Origin of the sequence: Staphylococcus sp. GDY8P196P (assembly GCF_017891705.1) — a bacterium.
In the GTDB taxonomy this organism is placed as follows: domain Bacteria; phylum Bacillota; class Bacilli; order Staphylococcales; family Staphylococcaceae; genus Staphylococcus; species Staphylococcus ureilyticus.
Genome location: NZ_JAESJS010000021.1, coordinates 234,823 through 247,436, shown reverse-complemented (window position 1 = coordinate 247,436; position 12,614 = coordinate 234,823). Strand labels below are relative to the sequence as shown.

Genomic DNA, 12,614 nt, shown 5'->3' with positions numbered 1-12,614 from the left:
TCACCCTTTTCCATTTGTAGATTTATTATTTGTGATGATTAAGACAAATGCCATAAAGAGAATGAGAAATAATGCAATTGTAGAACCCATTCCATAATTTTGAATTACAAGAAATTGTTCCTCTATCGCCGTTCCAATATTAATCACTTTATTTCCAGCAATTAACCTTGTAATCATAAACAAAGAAAGTGCAGGAATAAATGTAACTTGCACTCCAGTTAATACACCTCGTTTAGTTAAAGGCATGATTACTTTTTTAAAAGTGGCTAAACGACTAGCACCTAAATCACTTGAAGCTTGTAATAAATTATTTGGTATGTCTTTCATATTATTAAAAATTGGTAAAATCATAAATGGAATATAAATATAACTTGCTACAATTATAAACGCTGGTCCTGTAAATAACAGTTCCGTTCTAGGTAAGTGTAAACTATATAATATTCGGTTGATAATACCATCATGACTGAACAATCCGATAAATGCATAGGTCTTTAGAAGTAAATTAATCCAAGTAGGTATAATTAATATCAATAACCATACATTCTGATGTTTTGATGTACGAATAAAATACGCCGCTGGATAACTAATAAGTAATGTAGTCAGCGTAATAAGTACAGCGTACAATACAGAGTCCCATAACATCAAAAAATATTTGGTTGTCATCATTTGTTTATAATTTTCTAAACTAAAATCACCATGGATATCAATCATAGAAAAATAAATTAACAAAATAACAGGCACAACAATAAATAAAATCATCCACAAAATGTATGGTACAAATAAAAATCCATTTATTTTACGCATTATCATTTACCTCATAACTATTAATGCGTTTATCAAATTCTGCTTCAGTTTCACCTGGTACCATAATATGAATCGCTTCTGGTTCAAAATATAAACCTACTTTACTGCCTACTTCAGTTTTCTTTGTAGAATGCACCATCCACTCATAACCCTTTCTATCTACACAATTGATTTCGTAGTGCACACCTCTAAATAACATGGATTCAACAGTCACTTCAAATAACCCGTCCCCAGGAGATACTAATGCAATGTCTTCTGGTCTGATAACGACTTCAACTTGTTGTTGACTCGGAATTCCCATATCAACACACTTAAATGATTGATTGTAAATATTAACGACATAATCTTTGACCATCGTACCTTGCAAAATATTAGATTCCCCAATAAAATCAGCAACAAATCGATTTACTGGTTCATCATAAATATCAATCGGCGTACCAAATTGTTGTATTTTTCCATCTTTCATTACAAATATATAGTCACTTAGTGCCAATGCTTCTTCTTGATCATGTGTTACAAATATAAATGTAATGCCTAATCTAGATTGAATTTCTCTTAATTCATATTGCATTTCAGTTCTTAGTTTTAAATCTAGTGCTGATAATGATTCATCTAGAAGTAAAATCTCAGGTTCATTTACAATAGCACGCGCAATCGCAATTCTTTGCTTTTGTCCGCCACTCATGCCTTCTATCATTCTGTTTTCAAAGCCAGTTAATTTCACTAATTTTAAAGCTTCTTGTACCTTAGTTTTAATGACTTCCTTGTTTAATTTTTTTATTTTTAATCCAAATGCGATGTTATCAAATACAGTCAAATGCGGAAAGAGTGCATAATCTTGAAAAACTGTATTTACTTTTCTCTTATTAGCAGGAACTTGATTAATTGATTTTCCTTGATAAATGATTTGGCCATGATCAACTTGTTCAAAGCCTGCAATCAATTTGAGAATTGTAGTTTTGCCACAACCAGATGGACCTAATAGTGTATAAAAATGTCCAGATTCAATATTTAAATCTATGTTATCTAATATTTGAGTTCCATCGTAAGCTTTGCTTACCGATTCAAATGTCAATAAAGGGTTCATGTATTGTCCTCCTATAAATATGATGCTGTTGCAACAACCATCACTTTCACATCTTGTGACGTAAGGTTCTTTAACCTATGTATTTGGTTTGCTTTAAAATATAACGCGTCCCCTTCTTCAGCGTGATAATAATCACTCCCTAATAAAAGCGAAACCTCACCTTGTAAACAATATATGAATGTGTCGGAATCTGAAGGATCAAAACTTTTATAAGATACATTAGGTCTTAAAGTAAGTATTAAAGGTTCCATTTCGAAATTATTTGATTGTGTAATTGGCCAATTCAATAAATATCCTCTATCAGATTCATCATAGTGAATTTGCTCATTTTTCTTATATAACACCTTAGTATTCGCTGAATCATTAAAAAATTCACGAGGGGTCGTACCTAACACTTCTAAAATATTAAAAAAAGTTTCCATACTTGGTGAAGCGTGTTCACTTTCTATTTGCGAGACATATCCTTTAGATAAATCTGTACGTTCTGCTAACTCACTTTGAGTAAGTTGTTTAATATTTCTTAGATTTTTTAATTTTTTCCCTATCTTCATTTTGTCACCTTATTTTATAACTTCTACTTTTACACATTTAAAGCTTAATTGTTAATCACAACGTTAGCATGCTCTACACAAAAAACCATATTTTGTTTACTTTTATCAAACATTATGTTTAGTGCTTAATAAAAGTATCAAAATATGGCTAATATGACAATAGTTAAATTTATTCTGAGCTAAAATATTTTTGGTTAGAAGCCTCTTTGACTGATTTTACAGCTTTGTAGCTATTATAGCCACTTTGCTTCTCAAATTCTTTAAATATTTGCTTTTCTTGAGCTTTACCTGGAACTACTTTTTTAAATTGACTGTAGCGTTCTAACAAAAGCTTGCCCTCAACTTTTGACTCGTAGTATTGCTCAATGGCATTAAAAAAAGCTACCACTTGCATCATTTCTTCATTTGTCCATTCAAGATCAATAGGATATGAATATTCCATATCATTACACTCCCTTTTGTTAACAAATAATTATCAAAATTTTAAAAAAGTAAAAAAAAAAGAGCGGGACAGAAACCAATATATTAAATTGATTTCTTATTCCCGCCCTATATATTTGTTATCGCCTTTAAATGTTTGAACATTGACTTGAAAGTGCGAGAACAGTGTCCCTGTGCATACTTCCTAATCACTTAAGTAAAAACTTCTAAAGCATAACAATTTGTGCTTATAAATTATTACATTGTATGAATTGGTAATCCTAAAGCTTTTTCAGCAGCTTCCATAGACATTTCACCTAAAGTTGGGTGAGCATGTACAGTTAATGCTAAATCTTCAGCATTCATACCAGATTCAATTGCTAAACCTAATTCAGAGATAATATCAGAAGCCCCAGTACCAACTACTTGCGCACCAACAAGTGTATTATCTTCTTTAAGTGTTAACAATTTAACAAATCCAGTTGTGTCATCTAATGATAATGCACGACCGTTAGCTGCATAAGGGAATTTAGAAGCTGTAACTTCTAATCCTTCTTCTTTTGCTTGGGCTTCAGTGTAACCTACTTGTGCTAATTCTGGTTCAGTGAAACATACAGCAGGCATACCAATGTAATCCACTTCTGATGCTTCTCCAGAAATAACCTCAGCAGCTACTTTCGCTTCATAGCTCGCTTTATGAGCTAATGGTAGCCCAGGAACGATATCACCAATTGCGAAAATGTTGTCGATAGAAGTACGGCTTTGTTTGTCTACTTCTAATAATCCACGATCTGCGAATTTAAGACCTAATTCTTCTAAGCCTAATTCATCAGTGTTTGGACGACGACCTACAGTAACTAATACATAATCAGCATCAATCGTTTGTTCTTCACCTTTAACTTCGTAAGTTACTTTAACACCGTTGTCTGTTTCTTCAGCAGATTTAGCCATTGCTTCAGTAACAATTTCAACGCCTTTTTCTTTCATACCTTTTTTAACAGGTTGTGTCATTTGTTTTTCGAAGCCACCTAAGATATCTTTAGCACCTTCTAAAATAGTAACTTCTGAACCAAAGTTAGCAAAAGCAGTACCTAGTTCTGAACCGATATAACCGCCACCAACTACTACTAATTTACCAGGAACTTCTTGTAAATTTAAAGCACCAGTTGAATCAATAACGCGATTGCCAAATTCGAAATTAGGAATTTCAATTGGTCTTGAACCAGTAGCAATAATTGCATGTTTAAAGTTATAAGTTTGAGCGCTCTTCTCATCCATAACACGTAAACTGTTGTTATCTACGAAATAAGCTTCACCTTTAACAATCTCTACTTTATTACCTTTTAATAATCCTTCAACGCCACCTGTTAATTTCTTAACTACTGACTGTTTGAATTCTTGAACTTTGTCAAATTTAAGTGAAACACTTTCAGCAATAACACCTAAATTTTCAGAGTTTTTAGTTTCATCATAACGGTGAGATGCATGTAATAATGCTTTTGATGGAATACATCCAACGTTAAGACATACACCGCCTAATTCGCCTTTTTCAACGATTGTTACTTTTTGACCTAATTGTGCTGCACGAATTGCTGCAACATATCCTCCAGGTCCTGCTCCGATTACAATAGTATCTGTTTCAATTGGGAAATCTCCAACTACCATGTTTTACCCCTCCATTAATAATAATTCTGGATTATTTAATAAACGCTTGATATGGTTCATTGCATTTTGTCCAGTAGCACCATCGATTTGTCTATGGTCAAAGCTTAATGATAATGATAATACTGGCGCAGCTACAATTTCACCATCTTTAACGATAGGTTTTTGGGCAATACGACCAATACCTAAGATAGCTACTTCTGGATGATTTATCACTGGTGTAAACCATTGTCCACCTGCTGATCCAATATTACTAATAGTACAAGTAGCACCTTTCATTTCATCTGAAGTTAATTTACCATCGCGTGCTTTTACAGCTAATTCATTAATCTCATCTGAAATTTGGAACATAGATTTACGATCAGCATGTTTTACAACAGGGACTAATAAACCTCTGTCTGTATCTGCTGCGATACCAATATTCCAATAATGTTTGTGTACAATTTCGCCAGCTTCTTCATTAAATTCTGTGTTAAGCGCTGGATATTTTTTAAGCGCAGAAACGAGTGCTTTCACAACGTAAGGTAAGAATGTTAATTTAGTACCTTGCTCAGCTGCTACTTCTTTGAATTTTTTACGGTGATCCCATAGTTCTTGAACATCGATTTCATCCATTAAAGTAACGTGAGGTGCAGTGTGTTTAGAATTCACCATTGCTTTTGCAATTGCTTTACGCATAGCAGGAATTTTTTCTGTTGTTTCTGGGAATTCTCCTTCACTAGAAACTGGCGCTGATTGTGCTGCGCTCGCAGAAGTTTCTTCTGCAGTTTCAGGTGCGCTCTCAGTTGAAGCTGCACTTGCATCTCCATTTAAGTATGCATCAATGTCTTCTTTCGTTGTACGTCCATTTTTACCTGAAGCTACAACAGCTTTAATGTTCACACCATTTTCACGTGCATATTTACGTACTGAAGGCATTGCTTTAACACGTTTGTTTTCATCTACATCTGCATCAGCTGATGATTGTGTCGCAGCTGCTTCAGAACTTTCTTCTTTAGCAGGTTCTGCTTCTGTTTCTTCTGCAGATTCACTGCTATCGCTACCTTTAAATTCCATGTCTTCTGCATCAGGTGCGTCAATTTTAACAATTGTATCGCCGACAACAGCTACTGTACCCTCATCTACAAGTACTTCCTCTACTGTACCTGACACAGGTGATGGGATTTCTACTACAGATTTGTCATTCTGTACTTCAGCTAAAACATCATCTTCTTCGATATTATCTCCAGCTTTAACAAACCATTTTACAATTTCACCTTCGTGGATACCTTCACCAATATCGGGTAATTTAAATTCAAATGCCACGTTATTATCCTCCTAAAAATTCATATTTAGTCAAAAATTAGAAAATGAGAACGGAACTTATGATTCGCAATCTCATGCTGTTTTATTATTAATAATTGAAGCTGGGATAACATTTCAAAAGCTATCCCAAACTTATTAATATTTATTAAAATTCTAATGTTGCTTTTGCTTTTTCAATGATATCGTTTTTGTTTGGTAACCAAACATTTTCTGCTTGAGTAAACGGATAAACGGTATCAGCAGCAGCTACACGAGCAATTGGTGCTTCTAATGATAGGATTGCACGTTCAGCTAATTCAGAAGCAACTGTTGCTCCAACACCAGCTTGGCGTTGTGCTTCTTGAACTACAACTGCACGTCCAGTTTTTTCTACTGAAGCAACTAACGTTTCTAAGTCGATTGGTTGTACCGTACGTAAATCAATCACTTCCACTGAATGACCATCTTTTTCTAACTCTTCAGCAGCTTTTAATGATTCTTGTACCATGGCACCGTAAGCAATTAAAGTAATGTCATTACCTTCTTGTTTGACACTTGCTTTACCAATTTCAATTGTATACTCTTCTTCTGGAACTTCTTCACGGAAAGAACGATACAATTTCATGTGCTCTAAATATACAACTGGGTCATTACTTCTAATTGCAGAAATTAATAATCCTTTTGCGTCATAAGGGCTTGATGGAATAACTACATTCAATCCTGGTGATTGCGCTAAGATACCTTCTAAATTATCTGCGTGTAGTTCTGGAGTATGGACACCACCGCCAAATGGAGCACGAATTGTTACTGGTGCTTGTTTTGAGTTACCAGAACGGAAACGTGTACGTGCAATTTGACCTGCAACAGAGTCAAATACTTCAAATACGAATCCTAAGAATTGGATTTCCATTACTGGACGGTAGCCTTGTGTAGTTAAACCTAAAGCTAAGCCACCAATTCCAGATTCAGCTAGAGGTGTATCAAATACACGGTCTTCACCGAATTCTTTTTGTAATCCTTCAGTTACACGGAATACACCACCGTTAACACCGACGTCTTCACCGAAAAGTAAGACATTTTCATCATTTTGTAATTCGGTTTTAAGCGCATTGTTAATCGCTTGAACCATTGTCATTTGTGCCATCGGTTACTTCGACTCCTTCTCTTTGTAGATTTCATATTGTTCTGCTAAATGTTGAGGCATTTCTTCATACATATTTTCCATTAAGTCTGTAACTGTTTGTTTTTCTGTATTATCCGCTTCTTTAATAGCAGTTTTAATTTCAGCTTTCGCACGATCGATTACTTCGTTTTCTTTCTCTTCAGTCCATAGACCTTTATTTTCTAGATGTTTTCTAAAACGAACTAACGGATCTTTTTTCTCCCATTCAGAATCTTCGTCTGAAGTTCTGTATTTCGTTGGATCGTCACCAGCCATTGTATGTGGACCATAACGATAAGTAATTGTTTCAATAAGTGTTGGACCCTCACCGTTCACAGCACGATCACGCGCTTCTTTAGTTGCTTGATATACTGCAAGTGCATCCATTCCATCTACTTGTATGCCAGGAATACCTACTGAAATCGCTTTTTGAGCTAATGTTTCAGCAGCTGTTTGTTTACTACGTGGCGTAGAAATCGCATAGTTATTATTTTGAATCACAAAAATTGCTGGCGCTTTGTAAGCTGAAGCGAAGTTAATACCTTCATAGAAATCACCTTGTGAAGAACCACCATCACCAGTATACGTGATTGCTACAGCTTGTTTCCCACGTTTTTTAAGTCCAAGTGCAACACCAGCTGTTTGTACATATTGTGCACCGATAATAATTTGTGGGCTTAGTGCATTAACACCCTCAGGCATTCTATTTCCTTTGAAGTGGCCTCTAGAGAATAAAAACGCTTCAGTTAATGGCAAACCTTGCCAAATTAATTGTGGTACGTCACGATAACCAGGAAGAATAAAGTCTTCTTGCTCTAATGCGTATTGTGAAGCTAATTGTGAAGCTTCTTGTCCAGCAGTAGGTGCATAGAATCCTAATCTCCCTTGTCTATTTAAAGAAATAGAACGTTGATCAAGAATACGTGTCCAAACCATTCTTTCCATTAATTCTACTAATTGCTCGTCTGATAAATCAGGTACTAGATCTTCATTAACGATATTACCGTCTTCATCCAAAATTTGGATCATTTCAAATTGAGATTCAGTATCTTTCAATACTTTCTCTGCATCGAATTGGGCTTTTAATTTCGGAGCCATTCAATTCACCATACCTTTCCCGTATAATAGAAATTCATTTTATCCTTTAACATTGTATCACAAAACTGTTTCACTGTTAAACAAATATGAAAAGTTCTGTAATACAGTAAATAGGTACAGTTTTAAAACTGTATCACTAATTTCAAACTTGCTGTACTATATTATTCTCAAGTTTCAAAGCGTCAATGTTCAAATGAATGTAAGCGCCCTCATTTATAATGCTATAGTTATTTACATTAAATTTCAAATTAATAGCATTTTCATGTTAATTTAAATTATCAACATCTTGTTTTTCTTTATTTACTTTTTCCATTGCGTCTTTGTATTTATTAAATGATTTGTCCATAGTTTTATATGATTTGGATACAGCTTCTGTTTTTTTATTCATTTCTTCTTGATTAGCTTGATCACGTGAGCCATATTCAAATAAATCTTTTTCTTTATTCATAATATTTTTATATGAATTTGCATAGTTATCATGTGCCTTATATTTATCTTTCAAAGCATCATTTAACTCTTTCACTTCTTTTTTCTTATCTTTGTCACTAATATTATCTAAATGTTTTTGAGCTTTTTTAAACGCTTCTTCTGAATTTTCTATAGCATTTTCTTCTTTTTTAAATTCTTTTTTTCTTTTCTCAACATTATCTACAATTTTTTCAGAAGTTTGTTTTGCTTCTTGTTGGTCTTTACCATTGATTTTTTTAACAAGTTTTTGTTTTTCTTGCTCTAGTTCGTTAAGTTTTTTGCCTACTGAAGAAACAGGCTTTTCTTCATCAAATGCTTGTTGTATCTTTTCATTGTAATCTTTAATCTCACCTTTATCCGTTGTACATCCAGCTATAAGTACTGTGGAAGCTAGTATGGCACCAATACCATATTTAAATTTCATTTTGAAAAATCCTCCTTTTTCGTGTGCTATATTATATAATAAATTTTAATAAATCAAATGAATTACTGTATTTTATTTGGTAATCTTTGGTATATTTTATATTAAGGAAGGTGTATGAACAAATGTTAACAATGAAAGATATAATTCGAGATGGACATCCTACGCTACGCGAAAAAGCTAAAGATGTCGAGGTTCCATTATCAAATGAAGATAGAGAAACATTAAAAGCTATGAGAACATTTTTAATAAATAGTCAAGATGAAGAAACTGCTAATAAATATGGTCTTCGTTCTGGTGTCGGACTTGCAGCGCCACAGATTAATATTTCTAAAAAAATGATTGCGGTTTATTTACCGGATGATGGCGAAGGTAAAAGTTATGACTTGATGTTAGTGAATCCTAAAATTATGAGTCATAGCATTCAAGAAGCTTATCTACCTACTGGTGAAGGGTGCTTAAGCGTAGACGAAAATATACCAGGCCTAGTACACCGTAAATATAGAGTTACTGTTAAAGCAAAAGATATAGATGGTAACGATGTCAAATTACGTTTAAAGGGTTATCCAGCCGTTGTAGTTCAACATGAAATAGATCATATTAATGGCATCATGTTTTATGATCACATAGATTCAGAACATCCATTGCAACCTCATGAAGATGCAGTAGAAGTATAAAAAAAGAACTGTTAGTAAACGTGCCAATCGCGTACGCTTACTAACAGTTCTTTTTACATAAAGTCGTCTCTTCTTTCATGGTATATAATATTGAGCTCTTGTAACTCTTTTTTCAAAGCATTTAATTCTTGAATATCAATAAATACAGGGTCATGATTGTGTTTCACATAATTTTGATCTTCATTTACAGTGTCAATGATTTCATTATAATTGAAAAACATGATAACTTGTTCCGCACGTATTTCAAATGTAATATCTTGAAAGACCTTGTCAGTTCGTTGTTTCTCACTTTTAATATCTTCAACAATACGCTTCACTTTATCCATATCAATCATCCTCATCTCGTCTTTATTACTTTCTACTATTACTTTCTATTTTAAATTATTAATTATTATATTTCCTTTTAATCATAATTAATTTTTATTATTGACTCAAGCTATATGATGATTCATTTAATATTTGAATATATGTAGCCTAAATTTACTTAGTTAAATACCTTTTATAAAGTGAATCACTTTTTTCTACATATTAAGCTTTAGCAGAAAATAAAACTGCTTTATTTATTCTACTACATCATGTAAAATGAGAAATAACTGAAAACATACGAATATGTTCTATTTGTATTTTTCTATACGAACGAATTTAAAATGACCCTAGAAACATACTGGGCAACTGCTCGTATGTTCTCTTTATATAAAACGTAGTTTCAATTCACTTTTAGTGAAATTTATTTTATTTAAAATTGAGAAACTCACAAAATATTATACATTTCAGGGTTTATATAAATAATCTAACCAAAACTTAGGAGGAAATAGATATAATGGCAGTATTTAAAGTATTTTTTCAACATAACAAAGATGAAGTAGTCGTAAGAGAACACACACAAACAATTTATGTTGAAGCTCAATCAGAAGAACAAGTAAGAAGATATTTGAAAGACCGTAATTACAATATCGAGTTTATTACTAAACTTGAGGGCGCACATTTAGAATATGAAAAACAATCAGATCATTTTAATGTGGAGCAAGCTGAGTAATGAAACAAATTCATAAAAATGAAGTTGCGGTATATGCCCTTGGTGGCTTAGGTGAAATCGGAAAAAACACTTATGCCGTAGAATATCAGGATGAAATCGTAATTATAGATGCAGGTATCAAATTCCCTGATGATAATTTATTAGGTATTGATTACGTGATTCCTGACATTACTTATTTAGAACAGAATCAAGACAAAATAGTTGGTCTGTTCATAACACACGGCCACGAAGACCATATAGGTGGTGTGCCCTACCTATTAAAACAAATAAACGTGCCTATATATGGTGGACCATTAGCTTTAGGTTTAATCAGAAATAAATTAGAAGAACATCACTTGTTAAGAACAACAGAACTTGTTGAAATCGAAGAAAGTTCTGTTATTAAATCTAAACATTTCGAAGTTTCATTCTATTTAACAACACATAGTATCCCAGAATCATATGGTGTTATCGTTAATACACCAGAAGGCAATATTGTTCATACTGGTGATTTCAAATTTGACTTTACACCAGTTGGTGAACCAGCAAATATTGCGAAGATGGCAAAACTTGGAGAAGAAGGTGTCCTTTGTTTACTTTCAGACTCTACCAATTCATTAGTTCCTGACTTTACATTGAGTGAGCGTGAAGTTGGCCAAAATGTTGAAAAGATATTCCGTAATTGTAGCGGTAGAATCATCTTTGCTACTTTTGCATCTAATATCTATCGTGTTCAACAAGCTGTTGAAGCTGCAATTAAACACAATCGTAAAATTGTAACTTTTGGTCGCTCAATGGAAAACAATATTAAAATTGGTATGGAACTCGGTTATATTAAAGCACCACCTGAAACTTTTATAGAACCAAATAAAATTAATAGTGTGCCTAAACATGAATTACTAATTTTATGTACTGGGTCACAAGGTGAACCAATGGCGGCTCTATCAAGAATTGCTAATGGTACACACAAACAAATTAAAATTATTCCAGAAGACACTGTAGTATTTAGTTCTTCACCTATTCCAGGTAATACTAAAAGTATTAACCGCACTATAAATGCATTATACCGAGCAGGTGCTGAAGTCATACACAATAAGGTATCAAATATTCACACATCTGGTCACGGATCTAAAGGCGATCAACAATTAATGTTACGCTTGTTACGTCCAAAATTCTTCCTCCCAATTCATGGTGAATATCGCATGTTAAAAGCACATGGCCAATCAGGAATTGAATGTGGTGTGGAACCAGACAACGTGTTTATCTTTGACATCGGTGATGTTTTAGCTTTAACACATAATTCAGCTAGAAAAGCTGGAAGAATACCATCTGGCAATGTTTTAGTGGATGGTAGCGGTATTGGAGATATCGGAAACGTAGTTATCCGAGATAGAAAACTATTGTCAGAAGAAGGCCTAGTCATCGTCGTTGTTAGTATAGACTTTAAAACGAACAAATTACTATCTGGTCCTGACATCATTTCTCGTGGTTTTGTTTATATGCGTGAATCTGGTCAATTAATTTATGATGCCCAAAGAAAAATCAAAACAGATGTTATTTCTAAACTGAATCAAAATCCAGAAATACAATGGCATCAAATTAAATCATCAATCATTGAAACACTACAGCCGTATTTATTTGAAAAAACTGCACGTAAACCAATGATTTTACCAGTGATCATGAAGGTAAATGAAGATAATACATCTTCTCAAAATAAAAAAACACAAAATAAACCAAATCAGAAAAAAGACAATTCAAAAAAACACAATAGTAAATCTCAAAACAAAAATACAAAAGATACTAACAACAAAGATAATAAAAACATCGCTCAGAAAGCAAAACAAAAACAAAAAAATGATGGTAACCAAACGGACCAATCAACCAAATCATAATCAAACTCAATGCCTCATCCATTTGTAATAGATGAGGCATTTTTATATTAAACACTTGCTATTTTGACTGAGT

13 protein-coding genes are annotated in these 12,614 nt (G+C 33.3%); 3 read left to right on the top strand and 10 right to left on the bottom strand.

The genetic code is table 11. From position 1 onward, the window contains the following. The 9 genes from KA814_RS12775 to KA814_RS12735 all read right to left on the bottom strand — a co-directional run bounded on the left by KA814_RS12775 (nucleotide 1) and on the right by KA814_RS12735 (nucleotide 8,960). The gene (locus tag KA814_RS12775; protein ID WP_064209100.1) at nucleotides 1–804 is read right to left on the bottom strand and encodes an ABC transporter permease; all 804 of its coding nucleotides are present in this window, start codon (nucleotides 802–804) and stop codon (nucleotides 1–3) included. Next, the gene (locus tag KA814_RS12770; protein WP_210122769.1) at nucleotides 797–1,891 is read right to left on the bottom strand and encodes an ABC transporter ATP-binding protein; all 1,095 of its coding nucleotides are present in this window, start codon (nucleotides 1,889–1,891) and stop codon (nucleotides 797–799) included. Before KA814_RS12770 ends, KA814_RS12775 begins: the two co-directional genes overlap by 8 nt. 11 nt (nucleotides 1,892–1,902) lie before the next feature. Continuing rightward, the gene (locus tag KA814_RS12765) at nucleotides 1,903–2,442 is read right to left on the bottom strand and encodes a helix-turn-helix domain-containing protein (protein WP_210122768.1); all 540 of its coding nucleotides are present in this window, start codon (nucleotides 2,440–2,442) and stop codon (nucleotides 1,903–1,905) included. Between the two features lie 169 nt (nucleotides 2,443–2,611). Beyond that, nucleotides 2,612–2,884, bottom strand: a complete 273-nt coding sequence (locus KA814_RS12760) for a UPF0223 family protein (protein WP_046207870.1) — start codon at nucleotides 2,882–2,884, stop codon at nucleotides 2,612–2,614. A gap of 236 nt (nucleotides 2,885–3,120) precedes the next feature. Then, the gene (lpdA, locus tag KA814_RS12755; protein WP_046207871.1) at nucleotides 3,121–4,527 is read right to left on the bottom strand and encodes a dihydrolipoyl dehydrogenase; all 1,407 of its coding nucleotides are present in this window, start codon (nucleotides 4,525–4,527) and stop codon (nucleotides 3,121–3,123) included. Between the two features lie 3 nt (nucleotides 4,528–4,530). Next, on the bottom strand, nucleotides 4,531–5,829 hold the full coding sequence (locus KA814_RS12750) for a dihydrolipoamide acetyltransferase family protein (RefSeq protein WP_064209103.1): 1,299 nt from the start codon (nucleotides 5,827–5,829) through the stop codon (nucleotides 4,531–4,533). Nucleotides 5,830–5,974: 145 nt separating this feature from the next. Next, a complete protein-coding gene (locus KA814_RS12745) occupies nucleotides 5,975–6,952 on the bottom strand; it encodes an alpha-ketoacid dehydrogenase subunit beta (RefSeq protein WP_046207873.1) in 978 nt (325 codons plus the stop codon). Nucleotides 6,953–6,955: 3 nt separating this feature from the next. Beyond that, nucleotides 6,956–8,068, bottom strand: a complete 1,113-nt coding sequence (gene pdhA, locus KA814_RS12740) for a pyruvate dehydrogenase (acetyl-transferring) E1 component subunit alpha (protein WP_046207874.1) — start codon at nucleotides 8,066–8,068, stop codon at nucleotides 6,956–6,958. Nucleotides 8,069–8,333: 265 nt separating this feature from the next. Beyond that, the gene (locus tag KA814_RS12735) at nucleotides 8,334–8,960 is read right to left on the bottom strand and encodes a YkyA family protein (RefSeq protein WP_210122767.1); all 627 of its coding nucleotides are present in this window, start codon (nucleotides 8,958–8,960) and stop codon (nucleotides 8,334–8,336) included. A 122-nt stretch (nucleotides 8,961–9,082) separates the two neighbouring features. Between KA814_RS12735 and def the strand changes: the two genes are divergently transcribed. Then, nucleotides 9,083–9,634 carry a peptide deformylase gene (gene def / locus KA814_RS12730; RefSeq protein ID WP_046207876.1) on the top strand — a complete coding sequence of 184 codons (552 nt, stop codon included), beginning with the start codon at nucleotides 9,083–9,085 and terminating at the stop codon, nucleotides 9,632–9,634. 53 nt (nucleotides 9,635–9,687) lie between these two features. Here def and KA814_RS12725 read toward each other — a convergent pair whose 3' ends face one another. Next, a complete protein-coding gene (locus KA814_RS12725; RefSeq protein WP_064209104.1) occupies nucleotides 9,688–9,960 on the bottom strand; it encodes a hypothetical protein in 273 nt (90 codons plus the stop codon). 494 nt (nucleotides 9,961–10,454) lie between these two features. Between KA814_RS12725 and KA814_RS12720 the strand changes: the two genes are divergently transcribed. Continuing rightward, nucleotides 10,455–10,670, top strand: a complete 216-nt coding sequence (locus tag KA814_RS12720) for a DNA-dependent RNA polymerase subunit epsilon (RefSeq protein WP_046207878.1) — start codon at nucleotides 10,455–10,457, stop codon at nucleotides 10,668–10,670. Continuing rightward, nucleotides 10,670–12,541 carry a ribonuclease J1 gene (gene rnjA / locus KA814_RS12715; RefSeq protein WP_064209105.1) on the top strand — a complete coding sequence of 624 codons (1,872 nt, stop codon included), beginning with the start codon at nucleotides 10,670–10,672 and terminating at the stop codon, nucleotides 12,539–12,541. Before KA814_RS12720 ends, rnjA begins: the two co-directional genes overlap by 1 nt. Nucleotides 12,542–12,614 lie beyond the last annotated feature (73 nt).

What these genes read in the sequence shown, in the direction of transcription:
- KA814_RS12775 (WP_064209100.1), bottom strand. Translation starts at nt 804, where the DNA reads ATGCGTAAAATAAATGGATTTTTATTTGTACCATACATTTTGTGGATG.
- KA814_RS12770 (WP_210122769.1), bottom strand. Translation starts at nt 1,891, where the DNA reads ATGAACCCTTTATTGACATTTGAATCGGTAAGCAAAGCTTACGATGGA.
- KA814_RS12765 (WP_210122768.1), bottom strand. Translation starts at nt 2,442, where the DNA reads ATGAAGATAGGGAAAAAATTAAAAAATCTAAGAAATATTAAACAACTT.
- KA814_RS12760 (WP_046207870.1), bottom strand. Translation starts at nt 2,884, where the DNA reads ATGGAATATTCATATCCTATTGATCTTGAATGGACAAATGAAGAAATG.
- lpdA (WP_046207871.1), bottom strand. Translation starts at nt 4,527, where the DNA reads ATGGTAGTTGGAGATTTCCCAATTGAAACAGATACTATTGTAATCGGA.
- KA814_RS12745 (WP_046207873.1), bottom strand. Translation starts at nt 6,952, where the DNA reads ATGGCACAAATGACAATGGTTCAAGCGATTAACAATGCGCTTAAAACC.
- pdhA (WP_046207874.1), bottom strand. Translation starts at nt 8,068, where the DNA reads ATGGCTCCGAAATTAAAAGCCCAATTCGATGCAGAGAAAGTATTGAAA.
- KA814_RS12735 (WP_210122767.1), bottom strand. Translation starts at nt 8,960, where the DNA reads ATGAAATTTAAATATGGTATTGGTGCCATACTAGCTTCCACAGTACTT.
- def (WP_046207876.1), top strand. Translation starts at nt 9,083, where the DNA reads ATGTTAACAATGAAAGATATAATTCGAGATGGACATCCTACGCTACGC.
- KA814_RS12725 (WP_064209104.1), bottom strand. Translation starts at nt 9,960, where the DNA reads ATGGATAAAGTGAAGCGTATTGTTGAAGATATTAAAAGTGAGAAACAA.
- KA814_RS12720 (WP_046207878.1), top strand. Translation starts at nt 10,455, where the DNA reads ATGGCAGTATTTAAAGTATTTTTTCAACATAACAAAGATGAAGTAGTC.
- rnjA (WP_064209105.1), top strand. Translation starts at nt 10,670, where the DNA reads ATGAAACAAATTCATAAAAATGAAGTTGCGGTATATGCCCTTGGTGGC.